A 21,541-nucleotide genomic window follows, 5' to 3' on the forward strand; every position below is an offset into this window, starting at 1 on the left:
TCAGGAAGTTCAGGCCGCGCTGTTTTCATCCATAAAACTGGCTGTGACTTTTGTCCCGGTGGCTTCAGCTGAGTGCATTGTTATCGTTGCCTTGTGGGTTTCGGCAATGAGTTTGGCGGAGTATGTGCCAAGTCCGGTTCCGTCCTCTTTTCCGAGGGTAACGTACTTGTCGAAAAATCTTTCCCTGATTTCTTCTGGAACCGCAAGGGTGTTCATAACGCTGATTGAAACGGGCGGACCACTGTTGATGGCGATGGTTACAGTGTCACCTTCTTTGGAGGCTTCCACAGCATTTTTGATCAGATTGCGGAACATTGTGCGCAGGAGCATTCCTTCCCCGGTCAGGAACAATTCTTCCACCCCTTCAATTTCCTTGCCGTCCAGCATGATGGAAAGTTTTACCCCGGACTGGTTTAGCAGCAGGGCCATTTCTTCTTCCAGTGAGGTCATCAGGTCCACCAGATCCACACGCATGGTTTTCAAACGGTAGATCCCCTGTTCCATCTTGAACATGTCCAGATGAAATTGGATCATGTCCAGCATGCGGTAGCCAGCCGAAGCGATACGCTTAATATATTTGCGCTGATCTTCTGCTAGCGGGGTTTCGCTGTTGAGCAAAAGTTCCGGGTAACCGATGACAAGGTTCAGCGAGGATTTAAGGTCGTGCCTGTTGATACGTTCTACCTCGTCGCGAATCATTTCTGCCGTGCGTCTTTCATGGATCTGCTGCACCAGCAGTTTATTTTTCTTTTCCAGTTCAGCTTGTTTTGATCGTAACTGCTTGGTGCGCTGCGACACAATGTTTTCCAGCATTTCCCTATGGCTGTTTAGCCACTGGTCCCGCTTGTCGATCTTGGCCAGCATGGAGTTGAATTCAGTAACCAGATAGCCGATTTCATCATCACTGCGGTAGGATACCCGGCGGGTGTAGTCTTTACTTTCTGAAATTTCTCGTACTGTATCGGTTAATTGACCGATAGGTTGGGTTAGTTTTTTACGGATAAAACTGGTGGCCAGAAAACAAGTAGTTAAAACTGTGACCAGAATAAGCCCGGAAGTTGCCAGATTTTGGAAGAACCAGTCCAACTGGTCGGTGAAGCAGCCGTCAAGGACAATATAGCCCAGCAATTCATCACCGGAGCGGATTTCCTGAATTATGCGGTAGCGGTTGAAGTCTTCAATTATTTCCGTTTTATTTGCAGGAAGTTTTTTTGCCTGTGTTCCGAATCCTGCGAAAACCTGCCCGTCCGGGGTAAAGATTGTCGCGCCCACTGAGTTGCCTACAAGGGTAAGCGATTCCAACACCTCTGTTGCTGAATCCCGGTCATCAAAATCAAGGGCCGGGGCAACTGAAGTACTCAGCACCTGCGTCAGCGAGGTTGCTTTTTTAATGGTGCCCTGCCTGAAGGAATGGAAAAAAGACGCGATATTAAGGGTCATGGAGATCACCACTGCGGCAATGGTCGTACCCAGAATCGCAAGGCCTACTTTGCGCCCGATGCTGTTCCGGTATTTTTTCATTGGGGGGTGTCTCCGCAATATATTTCAGAGAGTTTCAGCAATTTAGAACTGATGGTCAGCCCTGCCTTGCGCGCGGCGCAGATGTTGACCTGCAACTTAAAGCGCGAACCGGATTCCACAAGGTTGATCATCCCGCCTAACCGCAGGAAGTCGGGGCTTTGCCCGATGGTCAGGATCGGTTTGCCTTTTACTTTTTTTAGTACAGCGGCAATAATACGCGGGTTGTCCACATCGACGAAAAGGACTTTGCTTTCTTCGTCAGGCCAGCGAACCAGCTTGAATTTGTCCGGCTTCCGGAAGAAACGGGAAAGTTTTTTCGGGGCGATAGTGGCTACGGTTACCGGGCGTTCGGCAGTAACTCTGCGTTTGTCGGGACCGAGCACATATTTGGTGATTTTTTTGATAAACAGGGCCTGCAATTGCGGCTGGGTTACCTTGATCCTGCGCTGATGTCCGTTTTTAGCACGGGCGTGGGCGGGCAACTCCGGCATGGAACATACCATAAAAAGGGCGGCAACTGTAATTGCCATAATTTTATGGATTTTTAGAAGTCCCATGTCAACCTCAGCGTGCAGGATGGTTCCACAGGGGAGAAATTACTTTCATCGGCAGAGGTCAGCAGGTTATTACCGATTAGTTCAAGGGATAAATTTTTACGGGCCTGCCACGCCAGACGGGCATCAAAACCGAATCCGGTGGAAAGGTCTTTGTCGTCCATGCTGTTCAAATATGATGTGAATAGGCCCAATTCCCAATTCTTAGCCAGTTCTATTAAGGCCTGTAGCTTGAGGTTGTAGAGCGGGGTGTTCAGCGGCGGTGAAAATCCGGGAATTCCGTCCGGAACTTTTTGAAAGTCCTGATTGGAAATATCAATGGAAGGACGCAGGATCAGGAATGAATATGGCTGCCAGTCAAATGCTATTTCAGTTCCATAGGAAAGACCACTCAGTCCACTTATCGGGGTAGCAGTACTAGTGTCGTCGTCAAAACTGAAGGTGACCATCTGGTCATAGCTGTTCATGTACAGGGAGACATCCAGCTTCAGGGTTTCGCTGAAGAGTTTGCGGTACCCGGCTTCAAAGGAATTCAACTTCTCATTATCAAGGTCGTCGCTGAAATCCATTGTGTATTCTTTGTCCCTTACCCTGATTCGGTAGCTTCCGTCGCGCAGCCAGTAACCCGGTTTGCGGTTAGCGTATGAATATGCCACCCAGTATTCTTCGTCATCTTCCATATACAGAAGCCGGGCCGTGGGTTGGGGGGCTAAGCTGGAATCACCGGAATAATCCAGTTTTAGGCCGAGGGTCAGGAAAAGTTTTTCATCAATGAGGGTAATGCGGTCTTTAGCAAATCCACTGAAATCCAGCCTGTATATACTATCGTTTGAAACTTGTACTTTTTCGCCTTGCTTAAAGTCGTCCCAGAAATATTTTCCTCCGACCCCGAAGGTCAGCAAATGGTCCTCAAATTGTTCGTTGGAATATATGAATTCCGCGTCAACTGTGTTGGACATGTTTTCCATATCGGCGACAGTAATTTCAGTCCGGGTGTAGGAACTACGGAACTGCATACCGGAGCGGGCCCCGGTTTTTCTGTCCCATAGAATCTGGGTATAGCCGCTGTAATCACTCTTATCCTTATTGGCTGAAAAGGGGTTGCCCGGAGGGGAGTGTTCCGTAATTGATGAACCTGCAAGCTGGCCTTGCAGCGAGAATTGGTCGGTATATGCGTTGAGCCAGTCGGCTCGAAATCCACCGCTTCCGGTTGTCCAGTCGGTAGAGCCTTTTTCGGTGCGTCCTCGGATACGGTAATTCGTGCCCGGTTCATATCCGCCTTTGGCGTATACGGCTATAGTTGCGTTTTCGGAAATATGTCCGCCTTTGCGGATGAATTGGCTTACCCCGTCAGTACCGGCTGTGGTAACGCTTTGGTTTCCCTGCATTTCAGCAGCTGACTTGGTAATTACATTGATTACCCCATTGAATGATTCCGAGCCCCAAAGGCTGGTCCATGGTCCGCGGATAATTTCAATCCGCTTGACCATCTGGATGGGCAGGTTCTGGCTGGACCAGATAACCCCGTGGAAATATGGGGATGTGATCGGGCGGTTGTCTACCAGAATGAGTTGTTTGCTGTTGAATGTGCCTGAAAATCCCCTGACTCCGATGGCCCATTTGTCTGTGTCGGTACGGGTAACGACCACGCCGGGAACCGTGCGCAGTGCTTCCGGAACCGATCTGGCTCCGCTGCGTCTGATGTCTTCTTCGGTCAGGATGGTGTATGAACCGGCTATATTTTCGAGGGATTGCTTGCGTTCGGAAGGGGAGACCATTTCGACCTGCAACAGGTCTTCAAGGTCAAGATTTTCCAGTTCAGCAGAGACATCCTTGTCTTCTGCGAAACTTGGTGCGGCTCCGGCCACCATGGCCAGAATAAAGAGAGAGAGGGCAACAACTGCCAGCCGCAGTCGGATCATGCTTCGGCCTGAGTCCTCGAAGTCATCATGTAGCCGCGTCCGCGGATGGTCTTGATGGAAACGGAGTCGCCGATCTTACGGCGCAGGTTACTCATGTGTACATTAAGTACATAATCGTCAAAGTCGGCACTTCTGCCGAGAGCTATTTCCATAAGTTCATCACGTTCGATGAGTTTTCCGCAACTGGAAGCCAGATGTTCGACAATGCTGAATTCTGCGGCAGTGAAGTGGGTTTCGATTCCTTTGACCAGAATGGAATGGGAATCAAGGTTGATGTCCAATTCGCCGACTTTGAGTTTTCCCCGTGAAGTGGGGATGATGCTTGCTGATTGCGGCGTCATGGTGGAGCGACGCAGGGAAGCGCGCATGCGGGCCAGCAGTTCCCGCAAAGGGAAGGGTTTGCAGATGTAGTCGTCAGCACCCATCTCAAGACCGACAACCCTGTCAACCTCGTCTCCCTTGCCGGTGAGCATTATTACCGGGATTGTTGAGTCCAGCCGGATTTTTTCCAGCACATTCAGCCCGCTGATGTCAGGCAGGACAATATCCAGCAGGACAAGGTCGTATTCCCCGCTGCCGAATGATTTGAGCCCTTCCTTTGCAGTGCATTTGTGGTGCAGGCTGTAACCTTCGCCGTCCAGATAGGTGGATAAAAGTTCCCCCATCTCCGGGTCGTCGTCGATAAGAAGTATCTTGTTCATAATGTTCTCCTGCGTGGCATACTATGTGTTTAGAAGGGATAAGCAAATAAGTTTAGTGTAAATAAGTGTTAAATAACTTAAGAAATGTTAAGAAAGAGTTGATTTGTCTATAGTGTCCAGAATTTGAGCAGGGTATGAAAATATTTCCCATGTAAACGTTCTTTACCTCCGCTGCGTATAATCTTGTAAAGGCAGGTGAATCGGTCATCTGTCGAAAGTGCAAGGATGTACGATACAACACGGAGGTTTTTATGTCTTTAGTAATCAATAACAATACCGTTGCAAACGCGACTGCAAGGCATCTTAACGATTCCTACAGTGCACTCAGTTCTTCTACTGAGAAGATGTCTTCAGGTTTGCGTATTAATTCTGCTGCGGATGATGCCGCAGGGCTGGCAGTTCGCGAACTTATGCGTTCGGATATCTCCACCCTGCAACAGGGTGTGCGAAATGCCAATGACGGTATTTCCATGATCCAGACCGCCGACGGTGCCCTCGGAGTTGTGGATGAAAAGCTCATCCGCATGAAGGAACTGGCAGAGCAGGCTGCAACCGGTACTTACACCTCATCTCAGCGTGCCCTGATTGACCAGGAATATCAGGCCATGGCTTCCGAGATTACCCGAATTGCAAGTGCTACCGATTTCAACGGTATTCACCTGCTTAATGGTAATGTTTCCGGTGATAACGCTGTTACCATCCATTTTGGAACCGGTAACGACAGCGCGGAAGACAAGTACGACGTTGAGATTGGTACCTGCACCGCATCAGCTCTCGGGGTCGGTAACAACAGTGCTGTAAATGCCGGTTACACGGTATCCACTCAGGAAGCAGCTCAGCAGTCACTCGAAGCTTTGGACAATGCCATTACTTCCAAGGATAAGATCAGGGCTAACCTTGGTGCTCTTGAGAACAGACTTGAAGCCACAATTTCAAACCTCGAGATTCAGGGCGAAAACCTGCAATCCGCTGAGTCCCAGATCTCGGACGTTGACGTGGCAACCGAGATGACCAACTATTCCAAGCAGCAGATTATTACCCAGTCCGCTGTTTCCATGCTGGCACAGGCTAACTCCCTGCCTCAGATGGCCCTGTCGCTCATCGGTTAATTACAAAGTTTCAATCAGTCTGGCAGGCCCGGTTTACCGGGCCTTTCTTATGTTGGCAAGCTTAAGGCCGCGCTCTCTGTGTTCAGGGGGGGCGGCTTTTTGCGTTCATGCCGTGGGGAATCTCCCGGCAAAAAATTCCCTTCTGTCTTTTGAGTTCAACCAAGAGCTCCTCTTGCTGCACAAACTGCTTCTTTGGTCTTAAGAATCGTTAATTTCAGCCTTTTTTTATTAATTCTCCTACAGCTATTTAATAAATCGTAAACCTAATCTGTTTTATTCTGAATGTAATGTGATTGTAAATTAATATTGTAGGGAATGTAAGTTGCTTCTTTCTAACCAGTAGGAGGAACTATGAATACTTACATTGAAAACAAATATGATTATATTTCTGAAAGAGATGTGAATTGTTTTTTTGTTACCAATATTAACTATATTAAAAATGTTGTTAATAAATTTTTATTCTCTAAGTATGTTGGTGCTACTAAAAGTGATGTGGATGAAGTTTGCCAAGAAGTAGCATTAAAGATTTTGAAAAATAATTATATATCTAAGTATTCCTCTAAGAAAAGCTCACTTAATACATGGCTATATATCATAAGCCGTTCTGTTGCTGTTGATTATATGAGAAGAAATAATCGTATATATATTAATGTAGAAGAGTTGAGTGATATTCCTGAATTAGAAAAAGATAAAGTTGATTTTAATCTTCCTGAAGGACTTTTGTCTAAACGTCAGGATGAAGTGGTCAGGATGATTTTCTGGGGAGATTTAAAGGCTGTTGAAGTAGCGAAACAGTTGGGGATCACCTCTCGTACTGTCCGCTGCATCAAGCATCAGGCAATTCAAAAATTACGCCGCCATTTTTCAGCGGTCAGTGAGAGGAGGGTCGTATCATGAGTGTCGAAGGCGTCAGCTACTACAGCAGCTTAACCGGTTCAGATTCGGCCAGTACTACAACTACCGCCAGCGACAATACCTCGCTTGATCAGGTCGATTTCCTGACTCTGCTGACCACTCAGCTGGAATATCAGGACCCTACCAACCCCGTGGATAACACGGAAATGGTCAACCAGATGACCAGTTACTCCATGCTCGATGAAGATGTGCAGCAGAACGAGAATCTGGAAACCATCATTAATAAACTGGACGCCATCTCCGCTTTGAGCACTTCCGGCTACATCGGCGAGGAAGTCATGGCCGACGGCGGGATCATCACCGTGGAAAGCGGCGATGCCACCAACGTGACCATTGATCTTCAGGAAGACGCATCCACCCTTGGTCTCAATATTTACAACTCCGAAGGAACCCTCGTGGACACCGTTTACTACACCGACCTTGAAGCTGGCGAGTTTGAAGTTTCCGGTGAAGATCTGCTCAGTGAGAGCAATCTTGAAACGGACGGAACCTTTGTAGCCATGGTTTTCGCCAACGATGCCAACGACTCTTCCGTGCCTGTCTACATCAAGTCCGCCGGTACCATCACTGCGGTGGATCAGGATGATTCCGGCAACACCACCCTTACCCTTAATGACGGCCGGGAAGTTTCCATTACCGACGTTTCATTCATTTAAATAAATTTTACAACCGCAGGAGCAAAAAAATGAGTGTCACCAGTTCTTTGTACACAGGTATTTCAGGTCTTAACGTAAACTCACAGGCAACATCCGTGGTTTCCAACAACCTCGCCAACTCATCTACAGTAGGTTTTAAAGGTTCGGATGCGGTTTTTGAAGATGTTTTCTACTCTACCATCACCACAGGAGGAGGTCTTTCACAGGTCGGTAACGGGGCCGGGGTTTCCACAATCAACACCGATTACACTCAGGGGTCTTATGAGGATTCCAGTGTATCCACCAATGTGGCTCTCAACGGTGACGGTTACTTTATAGTAGTGGACCCGGACACCAGCACAACCTACTACACTCGCGCCGGTAACTTTGATTTCGATAAAGACGGCTATCTTGTCGATCCCTACGGTAATCAGGTACAGGGCTGGGAAATTGAAGACGGAACCGCTTCGGGGTCGCTGACCACCATTCAGCTGGACCAGTCCCAGTCACCGCCGAAGGCAACTTCCGAGATCAGCCTGACCATGAACCTTGATTCCCAGAGCGTTGATGAGGCCAAGACCACCAATCCTTATACCTCTCTCTTCGAGCTTTATGACGGTACCAATAATCCGCCGTTGGATGATTCCCAGTACAGTTATTCCACAACCATGACCGTTTACGATGAAAACGGTTCCGCCCATGACATGACCTATTATATGGACCCGGTGGATGTGGATTCCGACGGTAATATTATCTGGGAATATGTGGCTGCCACTGACGCAGAAGATGATCAGCGGTCCGGTTCGGGCGGCAATCCCTTGAATACCACCAGCGGTGCAGGTTTGAGCATGACCGGGACCATGACCTTCAACTCTGAAGGCCAGATGACCTCCATGACCGCTTTCACTCTCTCCAATGCAGCAACTTCCGCCGATACCAAGGACCCCGATCAGTGGGGCTTGGCTGATCTCAGCCCCGAAGGATACCCGGAGGTAAATCTCAACTTTACCGGAAGCACCAGCGGGCAGGATGTTGCCATAAATTTCGGTATGTCCAGCGATGATGCTACCTGGGACACTTCCGGGGGGATAAACACCCTCGGTGATATCACCGCCGCTACCGCCTATTCGGATCTGCCCTCGTTTGCAGACTACACTCTCTCTTTAGGAGCGACCACCAGTTATTCCGACAGTTCTTCTGCCACATACAGCATAGGGCAGGACGGTTATCCCACCGGGTCCCTTGTCTCCGTGGAAGTGGACGAAAACGGTATTCTCGTTGGTAACTATTCCAACAGCCAATCCATCGAACTCTACCAGCTCGGTCTTGCCGACTTTACCAATCAGGGCGGGCTTACCGCAGAAGGCGGAACCCTGTTCCGGGCCACCACCGAATCCGGTGAAGCCATCATTGGAACCGCCGGGTCCGCAGGGTTCGGAACCGTGGTTTCCAATTCGTTGGAAGCCTCAAACGTGGATCTCGCATCCCAGATGACCGAACTGATCATCATCCAGTCCGCCTATCAGGCCAACAGTAAGGTTGTAACAACCGCTGATACCCTGTTGCAGACTGCGATTTCTTTGAAGAGTTAATTTGATACGCTTCGCGTTTTAGTCGATTTTATTTCGCCTCCGGCGGCCAAAGGGGATAATCCCCTTTGGAATCCCTGAGGGTTGAATTTAAGTCACGCACGGATAGGTGTGCTGCAACGGCGAAGCCCTATTAAAAGTTTTTGGGATTCTTAAACCCTTTTTACAAAAAGGGTTTAAGCCCTCGGAGAGCCGCCGGAGGCACCACCATGAGTTTATCAAATGCAATGTCCATAGGTGAGAAGGCAGTAGCCAATGCGCAGGTCTCGATCAACACGACCAGCAACAACATCGCCAATGCCGAAACCGAGGGCTACCAGCGCGCCGATGCTGTTTACGACAGCACGGGCAACATCACTGTTTACGGCGATAGTCTGGGTACCGGGGCGGACATTGTTGCGGTGCAGGCCAATTGGGACAGCTTTATTGAGAAGCAGTACCTTGCAGCCTCGGCGGATCTGGCCTCCAGCGAAGCTCAGAATAAATATCTTACCCAGATGGATTCCATCTTCAATCAGAGTGGAGGGGAAGGGCTGGCTGCGGCGCAGGATGAATTCCTGAGCGCATGGAACGACCTTTCCACCTACCCGGACTCTCTTGCTGAAAGGGAAGATCTGCTTGGTGAAGCGGATTCACTTATCTATGCGCTCAATTCAACGTCTTCGGAACTTAAGGATATGTCTGCCAGTGTTGAATCAGAAATTGTCGATCAGGTTAATACCGCCAACGAACTGATTGATTCTATTGCGCTGCTGAACGAGCAGATAGCAGCTAACTCCGAAAATTATGAACTGACCGCCAGCCGTGATCAGGCCATCCGTGAACTGGATGAATTGATCGGGGTGGAAGTGCTCAGCTACAGTGACGGACAGACCAAGATCTATACCGAGACCGGGCAACCGCTGGTGGAAGGGGAAGAGACTCATTACCTCGCCGTTGCCTACGATGATGATACTTCCAAGACAGGACTGTTCTGGGAAAGCGGTTCCGGCGCACTGATCGACATTACGCCCATGAAAGATGCTGACGGAGACCCGGTTTCCGGGCGCACCGACAGCGGTTCCATTGCCGGATTGTTCATCACTCGCGACGATTACATTCAGCCCACTCTGGACAGTCTGGACGATTATACCTCGGCCCTGATCTGGGAAACCAATGTTGCCCATTCACAGGGAGCGGGCTTGGAGCATCACACTGCGGTTGAAGGTTCTTACGGGGTGGACGATCAGACAGCAGCACTTTCAAGCAGCGGGCTGGATTACGAAGACAAGATCACTTCCGGTGAATTCAATATCTACACCTATGATGCTGACGGCAATATGAGCGCAAGTTCCGCTATTTCCGTCGATCCTGCGACGGATTCCTTCGATGACGTTGTGGCGGACATTAACACAGCCTTTGCGGGAACCCTGACCGCTTCAGTTAATGCTGACGGCGAACTGGAAATTCAGGCTGTGGGCGATGCTTCATTTGAGTTCGGGGAAGATAGTTCCGGTTTTCTGGCTGCTGCGGGAATCAATACTTTTTTTGATGGCAGCTCCGCGGGAGATGTTGCGGTCAACAATTATGTTTCATCCGATCCTTCGCACCTCAATGCCGGAGAGGTAGGGGGGGACGGGACGGTTTCATCGGGAAGTAACTATACCGCCAAGTCCATAAACGATTTGCTGAGTGAGACCGTATCAATAGGTGAGGGAGTCTCGGCAACTGATGCTTCACTGACCGAATATCTGGCTGCAATTGTTTCTGATGTGGGGGCGGCGGCATCCAAAGCGGAAACGCAGGTTACCTGTGACACTGCGGCGGCAGGGATTTATGCCGAGCAGCAGGAATCCGTCAGCGGCGTGAATGTGGATGAGGAACTGGTCAATCTTACCAAGGCTCAGCAGCAGTACAGTGCTGCCTGCCAGATTATTTCAGTTACCCGCGATATGATCGATACCATTCTGGGCATTATGTAGGGAGGCATCCATGAGAGTAAGTACATCACAGATTTATGATCAGAGCATGGGGAATATCAGTAATTCCCTTACTGATTATATGAATGCCACTAATAAGGTTGCCAGTCAGAAAAAGCTCAATACCCCGTCCGATGATCCGGCAGGTATGGGAAATGTAGTCAATCTGCGTAGCTATGATCAGAGCTTGGAAAGCTACTACAATAATACCCAGTATGCCGAAAGCCTGCTGGGCAGTGCAGATGGCCTGCTCAGTGAGGCCAGCGAAATCATGATTTCCGCCAAGGAACAGGCCGAGCAGGGATCAACCGGGACTTATACCGATGAACAGCAGCAGGCTATGTCCATAAATATGATGGGCTATCAGGATTCCCTGTTGGCTATAGCCAATGCCGAGATGGGTGATGACTATCTATTTTCCGGTGAATCCACAGATACCGCGCCTTATGAATATGTGCCCGGAGTGACCATAACCGGGGATTCCCCTGCCAAGAGTGATTTTGTAAGTTTCGATGGGGAGCTTGATGATCCGGTGATCGTGGAATTTACATCTGACGGAACCATCGGCACCGATGCTGTGGATTACCGCTACTCATTGGACGGCGGCAGTACGTGGCTGACCGGGACCATGGACGGAACCGCCACTCCGCCCGATACGACCATGGAGCTGGGGGATGTTTCCGTGGAGATGAATGCCGGGACAGCGGCAACAGCTTATGATTCCGATGCCAAGATGGGCGGGCAGTTCGTGGTCCGTAACTCCATGCAGTACAATGGCGCAGACGAAGCCATGGCGGTCAATATTTCTGAAAGTACCGATCTGGAAGTCAATTCCGTGGGCAGTGAGATGTTCGGCGGTGTTGATCCGGCTACCGGAGAACCTTACCCGGAACCGAATATGTTTGAAGCCATAAGCGATTCTGTGGCCTACATGTGGATCGGCGATGAAAAGGGTACTGCGACAACCCTTGAGACCATAGATGACGGCTACAATCAGATGCTTATTGAGGCCTCCAATGTGGGGGCACGGGAGCAGAAAGCGGATTTCACTTCCCAGAGCCTGTCGCTGACCCGTGAGCGGGTGGCATCCGCTGTCAGCGATGTGGAAGATGCGGACAGCACCGAATTGACCTTGGAGCTAAGTCGTACCGAATATATCTATAACGCGGTGCTCAGTTCCTCATCCAAAGTGATAAACATGTCCATTATGGATTATTTGTAGGAGGCGGTTATGGCTGTTGCTTCTGTTTCTACCGGATCATATCAGTCCACCAGTACTTCCGGCGGTTTTACTGTTAACGGCCTTGGGGACGGTACCGACTGGACCGATCTGATCAATGCTTCTGTGGAGGCTGAGAGCTATGAGCTGGATCAGTACAATGAAGATCTGGAGGAGGCGGAAGCTGCTTCGGAGCTTCTTGAGGCCTTGAACGAAGAGGTGATTGCTCTTTCTGCAACTTTGCAGGGCATGGATGAAATGGACGAATTTCTGGCTTATTCCGTTTCCACTACCGGGGATGGGGAAGTGCAGGCCTCCATTGAGGACGGGGCAACGGAAGATTCCTATAATCTGGTGGTCAATCAGTTGGCCCAGAAGGATGTCTGGATTTCCGAGTCCATGTCTATCTCCTCAGCTGACCAGCAGATCATATCATCCGATTCCTCCATCACCCTTTCCTATGCCGGGGAAGATATTTCCATGAATGTCACCGCCGGGACCACTGCGCAGGAACTGGTGGACCAGATTAACAGTGATCCTGACTTTGACGGCAAGATCGGTGCCTCGCTGATCAGTGACGGCAGCAACTATTATATCAAATTCAGCGGGCAGGACACCGGGGAAGATAACGCCGTGGGGCTTACTGACTTAAGTGCCATTGACGGATATTCATCAGGATCATTCACTAATACCCAGACCGCCCAGAATTCGCAGATGAAGGTAGACGGTTTTCCCTCCGGTGCGGATGAGTGGATAGAACGGCCGACTAATACTGTGGATGACGTTATCGACAATATGACCATGACCCTTAACGCCACTACCGATGCCGCAGGCGTCAACATAGGTGTCTCTTATGATACGGATGCCATGGTTGAAACTATTGAAACATTTGTTTCAGAGGTCAACCAGTTGCTTTACGATCTGCTGGATATCACCGGGGAACTTACAGATACGGAGAACGATGAGGATAATACCAGTGTATACATCAAGGATGCCACTCTTGATCTGGTGTACAGCTCAGTAAAGGACGCCCTCACTTCCGCCGGACTGGGTTTTTTGTATTATGACAGTGATACCGGAAAAGGGGATCAATTCGCTTCCCTGTCCGCCCTAGGCATTACAACGGACAGTACAGAAGGCTCTGCTACTTTCGGTCAGCTGCAGGTTGATTATGAAGAGCTTGAGGATGCTCTTGCCAAGGACCCGGAAGCCGTAGCCATGCTTTTTGCCGCCAACGGAGAGGCGGAAACGGACAGTTCGGATCTGCGGGTCATATCATCCATTGCAGGTTTGACCGGGGCCGGGGATTATGACGTTGAGTATACGGTTTCCGGTGGCGCAATCACATCTGCAACCATTAACGGTGTAGATATGATGGTTGACGGGAATACCCTGCTTGCCGGGAGTGACAGCAATGCCAACGGTCTTTACCTTGAGGTCTCGGATTTGACGGACGGCAGTTATTCCAGCACAGTTACAGTGAAGCAGGGGAAATGCGGGCAGGTCGCGGACCTGTGTTCAGCCCTGACAGATGTATCCACCGGAAGCATCCCTCTGTTGGCTGCAAGTTATGACGACCTGACTGTTAAGCTTGAAAATGATATTTACGAGGAAGAAGCCCGTCTGGACGCTTATGAAACAGAGTTGAAGCGCAAGTATTCCGCTTTGGACACCATGCTGGCTTACTATTCAGGACAGGAAGCCCAGCTCGAAACGACTTTGGCTTCACTTGATTCCAGTTAGCAGACACGGGCTTGATTTAATGAAATGAAAAATGACAGAACCATAATTTACTCTTCGCCCATGGAGGGGCTGGAAGTTCTTTCATGCAGCAGCGGGCGCGAATTCAAGAGCCACCTGCACGATGGGTATGTGCTTTGGCTCAATTCCGAGTCCGGGGAAAATTATAGCGTGAAGGGGAGTTCCGATATTTTGCAGCCCGGCTCCATCAGTATAATCGAGCCGGAAACCATCCATGCCAACAGCCCCTGCTGTATCGAGCGCAGGCATCTGCGCAGTTTTTATTTTTCCGAAGAATTTGTCCGTTCCTTGAATTTTAAATTACTGGGCCGGGAAAATGCAGTTTCGCCATTTCGCAACAGGCTGCTGGAAAATAAGCGGCTCTGGCAGGCTTTGTCCGGGCTGCACAATAAATTGCTCAGTCCCGCTGAAAAGCTTGAAGCAGAGGAAAATATTCTTTCCGTACTGTCCGGGCTGTACAAGCAGGCCGATGCCAAGGATATTTTACCCGGAAGCGAAGATAAGCGGGTTGCCATGGTTATCGATTACCTGCATGCCCATATGGACAGCAGTCTCAGTCTTGCCGAACTCGCGGATCTTGTCGGGTGTACCGAGTTTCATCTGATCCGTATCTTCCGCAGCCACAAAGGTTTGCCGCCACATTCTTTCCTGATCCAATTGCGGCTTGAAAAAGCCCGCAGACTCCTTGCCGCTAATGCAAATATTGCCGATACCGCCGTGCAGTGCGGTTTTTCAGATCAAAGTCATCTGACCCGCCTGTTCAAGATCAGGTACGGGCTCACTCCCCGCCAGTATCAGAAGGCATTTTGATGCGTGATCTGATGCGCTGCCGCGTTTTTTATTAAAAGATATGCCTCCGGCGGCCAAAGAAACTTTTGGGAAAAGTTTCTCTGGACACTTCAAAACTTTTTATTAGGGCTTCGCCGGTTTAATTTTTCTAGATCGCAATTCATGTCAATTTTATTCAATATTGATAAGACAGAGATAGGTATTCTCTCTTCACGATAACAACTTCTGAAGGAGAAGAATAATGGATACAATTAGTTGGAATGATTTTGAAAAGGTGGAGATCAGGGCCGGAAAGATAATCGAAGCGCGGGTATTTGAAGAGGCACGTGTTCCCGCCTATATCCTGCATATAGACTTCGGTCCGGAAATCGGCATGCGTAAATCCAGTGCCCAGATCACCAAACTTTACAATGTGGAAGAACTGCCCGGAAAGCTTGTAGTTGGGGTGGTCAACTTTCCTAAAAAACAGATCGGCCCGTTCATGTCCGAGTGCCTGGTGACAGGCTTTCATGATGAAAATGGAGACGTGGCACTCTGTGTGCCGGATAAGGATGTGCCGCTAGGGGCAAAGCTCTGTTAAGGCTAGGTCGTTTCTATAAGCGATAGCGGCGAAGCCTTACTGAAAAGTTTGAGGGGATGGGGTCTGGGGAAGGCCTGTAGCCGTTAACGAGAAGCTTTGCTTCGAGTCTTACGGATACTGAGAGCAGAGATGGAACTTTTCCCAAAAGTTCCCCTTCCCCAGCCGCCGGAGGCATCTTAATTCGTAGCGATTGCTAATTTCTGTTGCTCGGCAGGTTTCCACCAAGCACTATGGGTACTTTTACCGGGCATGCAGATCTCACCCATCTGCGGGGTCAGCAGATTAATCCCTTGTTCTGCGGCCAGAGCAGAGACCCTGCGGATGGGCTCATCCCACTTGTGAAAAGCCAGATCGTAAGCCCCCCAATGTACAGGAATCATGTATTTCCCACCCAGATCAATGTGTGCCTGCACGGATTCATCGGGCATCATGTGTACGTCCTTCCAGCCTTTGTCGTAAGCACCGGATTCGATCATGGTCAGATCGAAGGGACCGTACTTTTCGCCGATTTCCTTGAATCGTCCGTCATATCCGCCATCTCCGGAATAGTAAGCGGAGTGGTCTTTCCCTTTGAAGACGAAAGAAGCCCAAAGGGTCTTGAACCTGTCCCCTAAACCGCGCCCGGAAAAGTGCTGCGAAGGAGCGGCAATGATTTCCACATCGCGGATGATGATGGATTCATCCCAGTTCAGCTCTACAATCTGTTCCGGCCTGCAACCCCACTTGCGCAGGTGGGAACCGACTCCCAGAGGCACGATGAACAGCTTTATTTTCGGGGCTAAATACTTGATGGTGGACATTTCCAGATGATCATAATGATCATGGGAAATTACTACCGCGTCAACTTCGGGCAGTTCTTCCCGTGCGATGGGGGAGGGCTGGAAGCGGTTGACCGTGAACGGCACCGGGGAAGCATTGCCGAAAACCGGGTCGATGAGCAGACGCACCCCGTCAATGTCGAGGATCATGGAAGAATGTCCCAGCCATGCTACCTGCAATCCTGCGGGATCGGGAGAAAAAGAATTTTTTGTAAGCTGGTGGAAGGGTAGTTTTTTGTCCGGTGTGCGGCTCAGGTCAAAGAAGAAGTTAATAGCCTTGGCAAAAGTGAATCCTTCAACAGTCATGTTCACCGGAGTCTCATTGGTGAAGGTTCCGTTTTTGTAATTAGCTGATTTTTCGTACATAAGGCTTTCCTCAAGAGAAGGGGCGTGGCCCATCTTGGAGCAGGCCGGGATTCCGATGGAAATCCCGGCTGCTGCCAGTAATGCGAATATATAAAGTATTGCTTTTTTCATTTTTTTGTTTTGCCTGTTAAGTTTGTCCATAGGAATTTAACAGGTAATTAATTTTTGCTCATCAGACATAACTCTAGTTTTGGGGCTGAGCTGCCAATTTAGCGGCTTTGCGTTTTGCGACCCGTTCCTTCCAACTTTCCTGCACAGAACAGAGCGTAGGCACGACCACCAGCGTAAGCACGGTGGCGATTGCCAGCCCGAAGATAACAGCCACAGCCATGGGGCCCCACCACTGGGAGGTTTCGCTGCCCATGTCCAGACGCATGTTGATGAAGTCGAAGCTGACTCCTGTCGCCATGGGGATCAGGCCCAGCACAGTGGTGATGGCGGTGAGCAGTACCGGACGGAAACGGGTCAACCCGGCTTCGATAAGTGCTTCGCGGACATTGCGACCCTGTTCCTTGAGTTGCTCATAGTAATCAATGAGTACAATGGCATTGTTAACCACAACCCCGGCAAGGGAGAGTACCCCGACCCCGGTCATAATGACCCCGAAGGCTGTCCCGGTTATGAGCAGTCCGACCATGACACCCCCGAGGGAGAGGATGACCGCAGTCAGGATGATAAACGGGGTGGCAATGGAGTTGAACTGGGTGACCAGTACTATAAAGATCAGGAACAATGCTCCGGCAAAGGCCTTTTCAAGGAACGCGGAGGCCTTGGCTTGCTCTTCCTGTTCCCCCGTGAATTTGTATGAATATCCGCGCGGCAGTTCGATGCCGGACACAGCCCTGTTGATGTCTCCAATGACTTCCTCGGCAAGGCGTCCTGATACATCGGCGGAAAGGGTCACTACTCTTTTCTGGTCAATGCGGTTGATTCCGCCCAGTCCGCCGCCCATGGTCACTTCAGCAAGGCTGGTGATGGGCACAGGTTCACCCTTGGGGCCGGAAACGGTGATGCGCTTGATGTCTTCAAGGGAATCCCGTTCTTCTTTAGGCAGACGGGCGATGATGTCGTATTCGTCCTTGCCTTCGCGGTAGACACCTACCTTAAAGCCGTTGATGGCGGTCTTTACCGCCTGCGCAATGGTAAAGGCGTCGAGGCCCATTATGGCAGCCTTTTCTTTATCCACATCCACCCGGATTTCAGGCTTGGCAGAGATATAGTTGTCCTTTAAGTCCACCAATCCGGGGATGTTCTTGATGGTCCGTTTGAAAGAGGCCGCAATTTCACCCAACTGACGCAAGTCCTTACCGTATATTTCCATGTTGATGGCACTGCCGGTGGGCGGTCCCATTTTTTCCGGTTCGGCACGAACTTCCGCACCGCGGATGGAATTCTGCAAGCGGTCACGGATTTCATTTGTGATTTCAGATGAAGGACGGCTGCGGTCCTGAATGTCTACGTAATCAAGCTTTACGAGGCTGTAGTGGGTGCCGATTTCATCGGACTGCCCGGACTCCCCGGTGTTTGCGATGACGTATTCAATGTCCGGGTATTCAGCAGCGATTTTTTCTACCACTTTTACGAACTGGTCTGAGGCTTCAAGATTGGTCCCAACCGGGGCCTTGATCTTTACATCGGACCGCTTGGGTTCTGTTTTGGGCAGGAATTCCACCCCGCGTCCGAACATGCCGAAGCTGACTGTGGAGGCAATGAGGAATCCGAAGGAAAAGAGAACCACCAGAAACCTGTGATCCAGCGACCATTCAAGGATAGGGCGGTAAAACGCTTTGAGTGCTTCCATCATGCGGTCAATAAAACCGGGCTTGGCGTTTTCATCAATCTTGGGCACATCCTGAAACTTGGCTGAAAGCACCGGGTTGATGACCAGTGCCACGAACAGTGACGCGATCAGGGCGATAATTACCGTGATGGGCAGGTAGCTCATGAATTCGCCCATAATACCGGGCCAGAATACCATGGGAAAGAACGCGCCCACAGTGGTCAGGGTGGAGGCGATAACCGGCCATGCTACCTCGTCGGTGGCATCCATGGCAGCCTGATAGCGGGATTTACCCATACCCATGTGGCGGTAGATGTTTTCAACCACCACGATTCCGTTATCAACCAGCATGCCGAGGCTCAGAATGAGCGAGAAGAGAATAACCATGTTCAGGGTGTAGGAGAAAATTTCCAGCACCGTGAAGGTGATCAGCATGGACAGCGGAATTGCCAGCGAGACAAACAGGGCTGAGCGTCCGCCGATAAAGGCGAAGACCACGATGAGAACCAGCAGCAGTCCGGTGATGATATTGTTCTGCAAATCCGCAACCATCTGGCGGATTTCATCGGATTGGTCGGCGGTGAGGTTGATCTTGAGGGTTGGCGGCAAAATCTGCTGCTCTTCCTTCAAAATTTCCTTGGTTGTATCAATGATGCGGATGATGTTTTCCCCGGCCCTTTTCTTTACTTCAATGGTCACACTGCGGATTCCGTTGAAGCGACTTTTGGAGGTCGGGTCTTTGTAGTGGTCGCGGATGGAAGCGATGTCGCGCAGATAGATGGGGCGTCCGTCTTTTTCGTAAACCACGATTTTATCGATTTCATCCGGGTGCTTGAAATCTTCAGGCACGCGTACAAGGTATTTTGATTTTCCAATTTCAACAGACCCGCCGGGAGTGTTCACGTTGGCATTTTTCAGCGCATTCAGCAGGCTGGAAATGGGAATGTTGTAGTAGGCCACGCGGTCCATGTCGAATTCCACGTGGATTTCACGCTCAAGGCCACCGATGATCTTTGCGTCGAGTACACCCTGTACCGATTCAATGCGGTCTTCCAGCTGCTCGGCAAAGACTTTCAGTCGCTTAAGGGAGAATGGCCCGGACAGAACAACGTTCAGGATGGGCTGTTCCGAAAGGTTTACCTCGTTGATTACCGGCTCGTCGGGAAGGTCCGAGGGCAGGTCCGGCTTGGCCTGATCAACCTTGTCGCGCACCTTCTGCAAAGCGTCGTCAATGTCTATATCCGGGTTGAATTCGACCTTGATGATGGAAACTCCGTCATCAGAGATAGATGATATTTCTTTGGTCCCGGAAAGCCCTTTCAGCTTGCGCTCAATGGGCATGGTGATCAGGGTTTCCATGTCCTCCGGGGCCACCCCTTCAAAATTTGTCTGCACAAAGATGTAGGGAATGGTGATGTCCGGGTCACTCTCGCGGGGCAGGGAAGCGTAGCTTGAGATCCCGGCTATGATGATGAAAACAAGCAGAACCATTACGGTAGACTGCCTGTTCAGTGCTGTTTTGTTGATAATCACTGTGTCACCACCTTGGTACCGTCTTCAACCATGGTGTGTCCGACTGTGATCAGTTTTTCTCCGGCTTTGAGTCCTTTAGTTATCTGGGCCCGGCTGCCTTCGATTACTCCGATTTCAATGGTCCGCACCTGAGCCACGCCGTTTTTTTCTACATAGATGATCCGTTCCCCGCCTTGGTTGATGATGGCGGAAAGGGGAGTGGTTACAGCACCTGTCACAGTGCGGCGAAGCAGGGAAACACGGGCCAGCATTCCGGCACGGATTTCACCGTTGGAATTGTCGGTGAGAACCTTCGTTTCAAAGGTCTTGGAAAATTTATCAGCTTTGAAGGATACGAAGTCGATAACTCCATCCCATGTTTTACCGGGCAGGGCATCCACGGAAACAGTCACCTTCTGGCCTTTTTTGATATAGGAAATATCCATTTCAGGTACGTTTACAAGGGTTTTGATGGATGAAGAGTCAACGATATCAACGACATCGGAACCAACTTCCAGACGTTCCCCACGGTCGATGTAGCGTTTATTGATCACCCCGGCGATGGGTGCACGCACGATACCGTATTCCACGTTAACCATCATCTCTTTGAGGGATGCTTCGCTCTGTTCCAGTTCGGCCTTGATCTGGTCGTATTCTTCCTGCGCCAGCACTCCCTTGTTGAGCAGTTCTTTACGGCGGCGCAGCTGCTCTGCGGCAAGTTTTTTGGCCGCTTTGGCGCGGTCAAATTTTGCACCGCTGGAAGCACCGTCAAGGCGTGCAATGAGCTGGCCTTTGCGTACATGATCACCTTCTTTCACACCCAGCCAGACCACTGTTCCGGCGGATTCAGAGGAAACGCAGACGTCTTTGTCGGGTGCTGTTTCACCGGGCAGGGTCAGCATATCCTTGATGGTTACGGGCATAACTTCAATAGTGCCGACCCGCACAGCTTTTTCCGGGGCGGCGGTGTTTGCCTCTGTTTTAGAGTCAGATTCACAGCCGCAAAGGGCTAATAGCAGAATGACCAGAGTCAGTGGAATTAAATATCTATTGCGCATGGTATTTTTCCTTAATGGCTTTCAGGGAGCCGAGAATGAAAGTGGTGTAGAAGTCGGCCATGAATTCCAGTTTTTCCTTGGATTCAATTTCACCTTCAGGGTAATGGATGATTCCGAGAAAATGGTGAACCAGCACTCCGCTGGCAGCCATATGGGCTTGTCGAAGGATTTCTTCATCTTCGATAGGGGTAAGAAGTTCACGGATGATCGGGGTCAGCAGTTCCCCGTCAATTTCTTCATGGCATTTGAATAATTCCGGGTCGCAGTCTTCGGAAACATATTCTTCAAAGAGAAGGCGGATTTTGCTTTTTTTGATTTTTTCCGGATCATCGTAGGTGCACAGTGCTCTGAGTTCTCCATAAATATAAGCACGTAAACGTTCTTCAAGTGTTGATGTTTTAGTGATTCCATTGAGTCTGTCCGCGTCCTTGAACATCCCATCCATCCAGGATTTGAGGACCTGAATGTATAGTTTTCGCTTGTCTCCGAAATGGTAGTTGATAGCCGCCACGTTTGCATCCGCTTCGGCGCAGATATCGCGTACAGTTGTAGCCTTGAATCCTTTGCCGCAAAAGACCCGGCTGGCAGCTTCCAGAATTCTGTTTTTGGTGTTTTGATCGCTCATATATTTCTCCAACAAGGATTTAAACAGTGTTTGAAGTTTTGTATGAGTTTGTTAGGATTCAGTCAAGCACTATTTTAAACAACGTTTTAAGTGTTGTTTGTTGTTGAAGTTTTGTCTTTTTATTCTAGA

General features: G+C 49.9%; 17 protein-coding genes. 9 read left to right on the forward strand and 8 right to left on the reverse strand.

The genetic code is table 11. The features are described 5' to 3' along the window. Positions 1–9 precede the first annotated feature (9 nt). Genes FMS18_RS01455 through FMS18_RS01470 form a run of 4 tightly spaced genes read right to left on the reverse strand, consistent with a single transcriptional unit; the run spans position 10 to position 4,698 of the window. A complete protein-coding gene (locus FMS18_RS01455) occupies positions 10–1,521 on the reverse strand; it encodes an ATP-binding protein (protein WP_163291959.1) in 1,512 nt (503 codons plus the stop codon). Continuing rightward, on the reverse strand, positions 1,518–2,078 hold the full coding sequence (locus tag FMS18_RS01460) for a YfiR family protein (RefSeq protein WP_163291960.1): 561 nt from the start codon (positions 2,076–2,078) through the stop codon (positions 1,518–1,520). The genes FMS18_RS01455 and FMS18_RS01460 overlap by 4 nt, the downstream gene beginning before the upstream one ends. After that, a complete protein-coding gene (locus FMS18_RS01465) occupies positions 2,066–3,997 on the reverse strand; it encodes a TonB-dependent siderophore receptor (protein ID WP_163291961.1) in 1,932 nt (643 codons plus the stop codon). Before FMS18_RS01465 ends, FMS18_RS01460 begins: the two co-directional genes overlap by 13 nt. Next, the gene (locus tag FMS18_RS01470; protein ID WP_163291962.1) at positions 3,994–4,698 is read right to left on the reverse strand and encodes a response regulator transcription factor; all 705 of its coding nucleotides are present in this window, start codon (positions 4,696–4,698) and stop codon (positions 3,994–3,996) included. Before FMS18_RS01470 ends, FMS18_RS01465 begins: the two co-directional genes overlap by 4 nt. A 251-nt stretch (positions 4,699–4,949) precedes the next feature. On the opposite strand from FMS18_RS01470, the gene FMS18_RS01475 reads away from it, so the two are divergent. The 9 genes from FMS18_RS01475 to FMS18_RS01515 all read left to right on the forward strand — a co-directional run bounded on the left by FMS18_RS01475 (position 4,950) and on the right by FMS18_RS01515 (position 15,253). Next, on the forward strand, positions 4,950–5,807 hold the full coding sequence (locus tag FMS18_RS01475) for a flagellin (RefSeq protein ID WP_163291963.1): 858 nt from the start codon (positions 4,950–4,952) through the stop codon (positions 5,805–5,807). Positions 5,808–6,158: 351 nt separating this feature from the next. Continuing rightward, positions 6,159–6,704 carry a sigma-70 family RNA polymerase sigma factor gene (locus FMS18_RS01480; RefSeq protein ID WP_163291964.1) on the forward strand — a complete coding sequence of 182 codons (546 nt, stop codon included), beginning with the start codon at positions 6,159–6,161 and terminating at the stop codon, positions 6,702–6,704. Beyond that, entirely contained in the window at positions 6,701–7,378 is a 678-nt protein-coding gene (locus FMS18_RS01485; protein ID WP_163291965.1) for a flagellar hook assembly protein FlgD, read from the forward strand. The genes FMS18_RS01480 and FMS18_RS01485 overlap by 4 nt, the downstream gene beginning before the upstream one ends. A 29-nt stretch (positions 7,379–7,407) precedes the next feature. After that, positions 7,408–8,949 carry a flagellar hook protein FlgE gene (locus tag FMS18_RS01490; protein WP_163291966.1) on the forward strand — a complete coding sequence of 514 codons (1,542 nt, stop codon included), beginning with the start codon at positions 7,408–7,410 and terminating at the stop codon, positions 8,947–8,949. A 206-nt stretch (positions 8,950–9,155) separates the two neighbouring features. Further along, complete coding sequence (gene flgK, locus FMS18_RS01495) at positions 9,156–10,907, forward strand: flagellar hook-associated protein FlgK (RefSeq protein WP_163291967.1); 1,752 nt, start codon at positions 9,156–9,158, stop codon at positions 10,905–10,907. A gap of 10 nt (positions 10,908–10,917) precedes the next feature. After that, positions 10,918–12,126, forward strand: coding sequence for a flagellin (locus FMS18_RS01500; RefSeq protein WP_163291968.1), 1,209 nt, complete (start codon positions 10,918–10,920; stop codon positions 12,124–12,126). A gap of 9 nt (positions 12,127–12,135) precedes the next feature. Then, positions 12,136–13,866, forward strand: a complete 1,731-nt coding sequence (gene fliD, locus FMS18_RS01505; RefSeq protein ID WP_163291969.1) for a flagellar filament capping protein FliD — start codon at positions 12,136–12,138, stop codon at positions 13,864–13,866. Between the two features lie 24 nt (positions 13,867–13,890). Further along, positions 13,891–14,694 carry an AraC family transcriptional regulator gene (locus FMS18_RS01510; protein WP_163291970.1) on the forward strand — a complete coding sequence of 268 codons (804 nt, stop codon included), beginning with the start codon at positions 13,891–13,893 and terminating at the stop codon, positions 14,692–14,694. Positions 14,695–14,914: 220 nt separating this feature from the next. Beyond that, a complete protein-coding gene (locus FMS18_RS01515; RefSeq protein ID WP_163291971.1) occupies positions 14,915–15,253 on the forward strand; it encodes a tRNA-binding protein in 339 nt (112 codons plus the stop codon). A 176-nt stretch (positions 15,254–15,429) separates the two neighbouring features. Here the strand turns inward: FMS18_RS01515 and FMS18_RS01520 are convergent, their stop codons facing one another. The 4 genes from FMS18_RS01520 to FMS18_RS01535 form a co-directional block, all read right to left on the reverse strand. Beyond that, complete coding sequence (locus tag FMS18_RS01520; protein ID WP_163291972.1) at positions 15,430–16,548, reverse strand: MBL fold metallo-hydrolase; 1,119 nt, start codon at positions 16,546–16,548, stop codon at positions 15,430–15,432. A 73-nt stretch (positions 16,549–16,621) separates the two neighbouring features. Next, positions 16,622–19,750 (reverse strand): efflux RND transporter permease subunit, encoded by a 3,129-nt coding sequence (locus FMS18_RS01525; protein ID WP_163291973.1) that lies wholly within the window; start codon positions 19,748–19,750, stop codon positions 16,622–16,624. Further along, positions 19,747–20,787, reverse strand: a complete 1,041-nt coding sequence (locus tag FMS18_RS01530; RefSeq protein ID WP_163291974.1) for an efflux RND transporter periplasmic adaptor subunit — start codon at positions 20,785–20,787, stop codon at positions 19,747–19,749. The genes FMS18_RS01525 and FMS18_RS01530 overlap by 4 nt, the downstream gene beginning before the upstream one ends. Next, positions 20,777–21,412, reverse strand: coding sequence for a TetR/AcrR family transcriptional regulator (locus FMS18_RS01535; RefSeq protein WP_163291975.1), 636 nt, complete (start codon positions 21,410–21,412; stop codon positions 20,777–20,779). The genes FMS18_RS01530 and FMS18_RS01535 overlap by 11 nt, the downstream gene beginning before the upstream one ends. Positions 21,413–21,541 lie beyond the last annotated feature (129 nt).

This window comes from Desulfovibrio sp. JC022 (assembly GCF_010470665.1).
GTDB lineage: Bacteria > Desulfobacterota > Desulfovibrionia > Desulfovibrionales > Desulfovibrionaceae > Maridesulfovibrio.

Bases quoted from the DNA above. Each gene is read 5' to 3' on its own strand.
- FMS18_RS01455 (WP_163291959.1), bottom strand. From the start codon at position 1,521: ATGAAAAAATACCGGAACAGCATCGGGCGCAAAGTAGGCCTTGCGATT.
- FMS18_RS01460 (WP_163291960.1), bottom strand. From the start codon at position 2,078: ATGGGACTTCTAAAAATCCATAAAATTATGGCAATTACAGTTGCCGCC.
- FMS18_RS01465 (WP_163291961.1), bottom strand. From the start codon at position 3,997: ATGATCCGACTGCGGCTGGCAGTTGTTGCCCTCTCTCTCTTTATTCTG.
- FMS18_RS01470 (WP_163291962.1), bottom strand. From the start codon at position 4,698: ATGAACAAGATACTTCTTATCGACGACGACCCGGAGATGGGGGAACTT.
- FMS18_RS01475 (WP_163291963.1), top strand. From the start codon at position 4,950: ATGTCTTTAGTAATCAATAACAATACCGTTGCAAACGCGACTGCAAGG.
- FMS18_RS01480 (WP_163291964.1), top strand. From the start codon at position 6,159: ATGAATACTTACATTGAAAACAAATATGATTATATTTCTGAAAGAGAT.
- FMS18_RS01485 (WP_163291965.1), top strand. From the start codon at position 6,701: ATGAGTGTCGAAGGCGTCAGCTACTACAGCAGCTTAACCGGTTCAGAT.
- FMS18_RS01490 (WP_163291966.1), top strand. From the start codon at position 7,408: ATGAGTGTCACCAGTTCTTTGTACACAGGTATTTCAGGTCTTAACGTA.
- flgK (WP_163291967.1), top strand. From the start codon at position 9,156: ATGAGTTTATCAAATGCAATGTCCATAGGTGAGAAGGCAGTAGCCAAT.
- FMS18_RS01500 (WP_163291968.1), top strand. From the start codon at position 10,918: ATGAGAGTAAGTACATCACAGATTTATGATCAGAGCATGGGGAATATC.
- fliD (WP_163291969.1), top strand. From the start codon at position 12,136: ATGGCTGTTGCTTCTGTTTCTACCGGATCATATCAGTCCACCAGTACT.
- FMS18_RS01510 (WP_163291970.1), top strand. From the start codon at position 13,891: ATGAAAAATGACAGAACCATAATTTACTCTTCGCCCATGGAGGGGCTG.
- FMS18_RS01515 (WP_163291971.1), top strand. From the start codon at position 14,915: ATGGATACAATTAGTTGGAATGATTTTGAAAAGGTGGAGATCAGGGCC.
- FMS18_RS01520 (WP_163291972.1), bottom strand. From the start codon at position 16,548: ATGAAAAAAGCAATACTTTATATATTCGCATTACTGGCAGCAGCCGGG.
- FMS18_RS01530 (WP_163291974.1), bottom strand. From the start codon at position 20,787: ATGCGCAATAGATATTTAATTCCACTGACTCTGGTCATTCTGCTATTA.
- FMS18_RS01535 (WP_163291975.1), bottom strand. From the start codon at position 21,412: ATGAGCGATCAAAACACCAAAAACAGAATTCTGGAAGCTGCCAGCCGG.